The 4,882-nt window shown below is 71.7% G+C and carries 3 protein-coding genes; 1 reads left to right on the top strand and 2 read right to left on the bottom strand.

Going from position 1 to position 4,882, the window contains the following annotated elements:
• Positions 1 to 457: 457 nt before the first annotated feature.
• Positions 458 to 2,188: a serine hydrolase domain-containing protein gene (locus CXP56_RS16635; RefSeq protein WP_286901854.1), complete on the bottom strand. Its 1,731-nt coding sequence runs from the start codon at positions 2,186 to 2,188 to the stop codon at positions 458 to 460.
• 4 nt (positions 2,189 to 2,192) lie between these two features.
• On the bottom strand, positions 2,193 to 3,482 hold the full coding sequence (locus tag CXP56_RS16630) for an exo-beta-N-acetylmuramidase NamZ family protein (RefSeq protein ID WP_028847771.1): 1,290 nt from the start codon (positions 3,480 to 3,482) through the stop codon (positions 2,193 to 2,195).
• Between the two features lie 184 nt (positions 3,483 to 3,666).
• On the opposite strand from CXP56_RS16630, the gene CXP56_RS16625 reads away from it, so the two are divergent.
• Positions 3,667 to 4,842 carry a winged helix DNA-binding domain-containing protein gene (locus tag CXP56_RS16625; RefSeq protein WP_038045035.1) on the top strand — a complete coding sequence of 392 codons (1,176 nt, stop codon included), beginning with the start codon at positions 3,667 to 3,669 and terminating at the stop codon, positions 4,840 to 4,842.
• Positions 4,843 to 4,882: the final 40 nt, after the last annotated feature.

The raw sequence follows: 4,882 nt of genomic DNA, 5'->3' as shown, positions 1-4,882 counted from the left end.
GCGGGCTGGTGCGCGACGTGGATGCCGGTCGTTGCGTGGGCTCGTGCGGCAACGTGGATGTCGGCCGTTTGCGTGCGCGTGGCGGCGACCCGGGTGTCGGTCGTTTGTGTGCGCGTGGCAGCGACCTGGGTGCGGGTCGTGTGCGCGGGCTGGTGCGCGAGTGGGTGTCGGCCGTTGCGTGGGCGCGTCACGTGCGCTCGCGCACAACGAGGTAGCACGTCGTGTCGACACCGCGAAGCAGCACGCTGCGGCGAGGCCAGGCGTGTGCGGCACGTTCACGATTGTGCCCTTGAGCTCCACCTGGCCCCCACCGGGCCGACGTGCGGCTGCGGTGCCGGCGGACCTGGCTGGACCCGCGGGTGATATGTCGTTGCTCGACGACCTGCCGCCGGATCACATGGCGGGCGCGTGTCAGCGCCCGGCGGTCTGCCGTCTCGTGGCGCGAGACCCGCCGGGATCAGCGCTCGACGGCCCGCCAGCCGTCCGCGGTGAGCACTTCGGGGTGGCGCTCCGCGTCGAGCAGGACCTTCGGCCCGGCGGTCACCCGGATCCCGTCCACGAAGACGCCTCGGCCCGCCTCCGTCGCATCGGTCACCGACCGCCAGCGAACGATCCGGTCGCCGCCCTCGAGCTGGGCGCGGACTCGCATCCACCGGCGCTTGCCGCTGTCGGTGTACGACCCGTCAGTGTGCGTGGCCGTGCCCCGGTCGTACACCGTGAACGGCACGGGCGACCACGTCCGGCCCGAGTCGGTGGACGTCTCCAGGAACAGCGACTCGGTGGATTCCAGGTCGATGAACAGGTCGAAACCCAGTCGGGCACCGGTGGCCGGGACGGTCACCGGGGCGTCCAACGTGGCCGTGGTGTCGGGAGCGACACCGGAGAACCACGCGTCGCGGCCGTGCCGGGGACGCACGGCCAGCGCCTCCGCCAGCCCTTGTGCGACGTCGCGCCGGACCTGGTTGATGCTGCCCCTGGTGCGGGTCGGGTGGACCCGGTTGGTCAGCAGGATGGCGAACGAGCGCGACGGGAAGTCGATCACCAGCGAGGTCCCGGTGAAGCCGGTGTGGCCCGCGGTGCGCGGGCTGGCCAGCCCGGACATGTACCAGCGCTGGTTCAGCTCGAAGCCGAGGCCGTGGTCGTCGCCGGGGAACTCCGGCGTGAAGTTGGTGATCATCAGCTCCACGCTGCGCCGGGACAGGATCCGCTTGCCGCCGTAGCTGCCCCCGTTGAGCAGCGCCTGGGCCAGCACCGCCATGTCCCCGGCGGTGGAGAAGATGCCGGCGTGTCCCGCGACACCGCCCAGCGACCAGGCGTTCTCGTCGTGGACCTCGCCGTGCACCATGCCGCGCGGCGGCGTCGACTGGTACTCGGTGGCGGCGATCCGGTCGCGCAGCGCGGGACTCGGGTTGTAGCCGGTGTCGCGCATGCCGAGCGGGCCGGTGATGCCGTCGGCGACCAGGTCGTCCAGCGGCTTGCCGCTGACCCGCTCGGCCAGCACGCCGAGCGCGATCAGGTTCAGATCCGAGTACTCGTAGGCGGTGCCCGGCTCGGCGACCGGCTCGGCGGTCAGCGCGGCCCGCAGCCGGGACGGGACGTCCGGGTACTGCGACCACAGCGGCAGCCACGCGGGCAGGCCGGAGGTGTGGGTCAGCAGTTGCCGGACGGTCACGGCTTCCTTGCCGTTCTCGGCGAACTCCGGCACGTAACGGGCCACCGGGGCGTCCAGCTCGACCTTGCCCGCCTCCACCAGCTGCATCACCACGATCGAGGTGAACAGCTTGGACACCGACGCCATGTCGAAGATCGTGTCCGTGCGCATCGGCAGCCGCTCGTCCGCCGGCAGCTCGGTGCCCTCGCCGTCGGCGTAACGCAGCGCCCAGCCGGTGGCCTCCTTGGCGACGATCCTTCCCTGGTGGCCGAGCACCGTCACCGCGCCGGGCAGCAGCGGGAGTTCGCCGCCGGGCGCTTCGGTGGCGGCCCGGACCGCGGCCAGTGCCTTCTCGATCGGCTCCGGATCCAGCCCGACGGCCTCCGGTGGCGCTTCGGTGAGCGTGGTGTGTGCGGGCGAGAAGCCCGGAAGTGGTCTGTCGTATCGGCCGGCGTTCCCAGGGGCGGGCCCGGCTTGCGCCGTCGTCACGCCCAAGGCCATCGCCGCCACCACCATCAGCGCGAGTGTCTTGCGCATCGTGTCATCCCCGGTACAGCAGATAGGGCCGGCGCCGACGATCGAACTCCGCTTGCTCGTCGCGCCAGGCCGCGATGATCTCCTCCGCAGTGGCTCCGCCGTCGACCATGGTGCGGAACCGGTCCGACCCGGTGAGCAGGTCGATCCACCGCCCGTGCGGGGTGTCGCCAGCTCGCCAGTCGAAGGCATCGTAGAGCCGCTTCGCAGTGACGATCATGTGCGTGGCCACCGCGATCGCCTCGACCCGCCTGGGGTCGACGATGTGCACCTGGACACCCGCGCACACCTCACCGGCGTACTTGCTGAACGTCGGCGCGAAATAGGCCTCGCGGAACCGGACGCCGGGCAGCCCGAGCCGGTCCAGCTCGTGCGCCCAGCGGTAGTCCGCGTACGGTGCGCCGATCAGCTCGAACGGCCGGGTCGTGCCGCGGCCCTCGGACAGGTTGGTCGCCTCGAACAGGCACGTTCCCGGGTACAGCAGCGCGGTGTCCGGCGTCGGCATGTTCGGGCTGGGCAGGATCCACGGCAACCCGGTGTCGGCGTATCGCATGCTGCGCCGCCACCCGCGGACGCGGACCACGTCGAGCCTGCCGAGGCGGCCACCGGCGGTGTCCGGCAGCAGCTCGGCGTCGAAGAATCGGGCGAGCTCGCCGACCGTCATGCCGTGCTGCTGGAGGATCGGCTGCTTGCCGACCCCGGACTGGAAGCCCTCGCGCAGCATCGGCCCGCGGACGTCTCCGCCGATCGGATTGGGGCGGTCCAGCACCACGAACCGGATGTCCGACCCGACCGCGCCGGCCATCGCCTCGTACATCAGCCAAATGTAGGTGTAGAAGCGCGCTCCCACGTCCTGGATGTCGAACACCACGGTCTCCACCCCGGACTTGCGGTACAGCTCGGTGAACTTCGCCGCGGAGGCGCCGTAGGCGTCGTAGACCATGATCCCGGTGCGTGGGTCGACGTGGTCGCCCTCGCCGTCACCTGCCTGGCCGGTGCCGCGGAATCCGTGTTCCGGGCCGAACACGGCCACCACGTCGATCGAACCCGAGTCGTGCATCTGGTCGACGATGCTGGTCAGCGTCCCGGTGACACCGGTCGGATTGGTGATCACCCCGACCTTCTGGCCACGCAGGTCCGCCCAATCCTCGGCGGCCAGCACGTCGGCACCGGGCAGCACCCGGTGCTGGGGGCGGCCTGGTGGGCCCGCCGGGGCAGCGGTCGCCGCGCTCGCACTGGTGACGAGCGGGGTGGCTGCCGCACCAGCGGCTCCGGCCAGGAAGCTTCGACGTCTCATCCTTCTCTCTCCTCGGACGTCTCGGGCGCGGCCTGGTGGGCCGGCGCTCGACCGGGTAGCTCGCGGTGCCGGGGTGATCCGGCACAAGGAAGCTCTGCCATAGCGTGCTCGGTACCCGGTTCGTCGTCCAGCGTGTGGGAATTTTTCGTCCACCGTGTCGGGGGTGGGCCGTACCCTCGGCCCCATGTCCGACACCGTCGCCGCCGAAGACACCGCCGAGGTCTCGGCGGAACAGCTGACCCGCGCTTCGCTGAGCCGCCAGGTCCTGCTCGAGCGCGTGCCGCTCGCGGTCGAGGAAGCCGTGCGCCGGATGGTCGCGGTGCAGGCGCAGCAGCCGGAGTCGGTGTACGTGGGATTGGCGAGCAGGCTCAGCGACTTCGACCCGGCGGCCGTCGACCGGGCGTTCCAGCAGCGCACGCTGGTGAAAGCCACGCTGGTGCGCATCACGTTGCACGCCGCGCACCGAGACGACCATGCCACGCTGCGTGTGGCGGCGCTGCCCACCCTGCGGGGCGCCGCATTCGACAAGCGGTACTTCGAGACGGGGCGCGACCCTGCGGAAACGGACGCGTTGGTGCCTGCGCTGCTGGAGTTCGCGTCGAGCCCGCGAACGAGCACGGAGCTGCAGAAATGGCTCGCCGAACAGCTGGACGGCGAAGGGCATTCGCGGGTGTGGCGGGCGCTGCGCGCGATCGCGCCGCTGGTGCACGAGCCGACCGGAGGAGGCTGGTCGTTCGGTCAGCGTCCGGCCTACCGCGCCGCGGCCGACACGGCAGGCCCGGTGCGGGCGACCGCGGAGCAGTGTGCGGCAGCCCTGCGGGAGGTCGTTCCCCGATATCTGGCCGCGTTCGGCCCGGCAAGCGTCGCCGACATCGCGCAGTTCGCCCTGGTGCAGCGCAGCCGGGTCAAGGACGCCGTGCGGGCGCTCGGGGACCGGCTGGTGACCCTGCGCGGGCCGGACGGTGTCGTGCTGTACGACGTGCCCGGCGGGCGGATTCCCGCGCCGGACGAGCCGGCGCCCCCGCGGCTGCTGCCGATGTGGGACAACCTCCTGCTGGCCTACGCCGACCGCAGCCGGGTGATCCCGCCGGAGTTTCGCCAGGTGGTGACCCGGGTCAACGGCGACGTGCTGCCGACCCTGCTGGTGGATGGCAAGGTCGCGGGCGTCTGGCGCGTGCTGGACGGAACGGTGGAGGCGACCGCTTTCCGGCCGTTGACCAGGTCGGCGTGGCGAGGGCTGGCTGCCGAGGCCGAGCGGCTGATGCAGCTGCTCGGTGACCGGGAGCCCGCCATGTTCCAGCGTTACCACCACTGGTGGCGGCGGCTTCCCGATGGTGAGGTGCGCATCCTGGCCGGGTGATGCAGCTGTTCGGTGACCGGGAGCTCGCCGTGTTCCGGCG

Origin of the sequence: Thermocrispum sp. (genome assembly GCF_002919275.1) — a bacterium.
Classification (GTDB): domain Bacteria; phylum Actinomycetota; class Actinomycetes; order Mycobacteriales; family Pseudonocardiaceae; genus Thermocrispum; species Thermocrispum agreste.
This window is presented reverse-complemented; position numbering and strand designations above follow the sequence as displayed.

Bases quoted from the DNA above. Each gene is read 5' to 3' on its own strand.
- CXP56_RS16635 (WP_286901854.1), bottom strand. From the start codon at position 2,188: ATGCGCAAGACACTCGCGCTGATGGTGGTGGCGGCGATGGCCTTGGGC.
- CXP56_RS16630 (WP_028847771.1), bottom strand. From the start codon at position 3,482: ATGAGACGTCGAAGCTTCCTGGCCGGAGCCGCTGGTGCGGCAGCCACC.
- CXP56_RS16625 (WP_038045035.1), top strand. From the start codon at position 3,667: ATGTCCGACACCGTCGCCGCCGAAGACACCGCCGAGGTCTCGGCGGAA.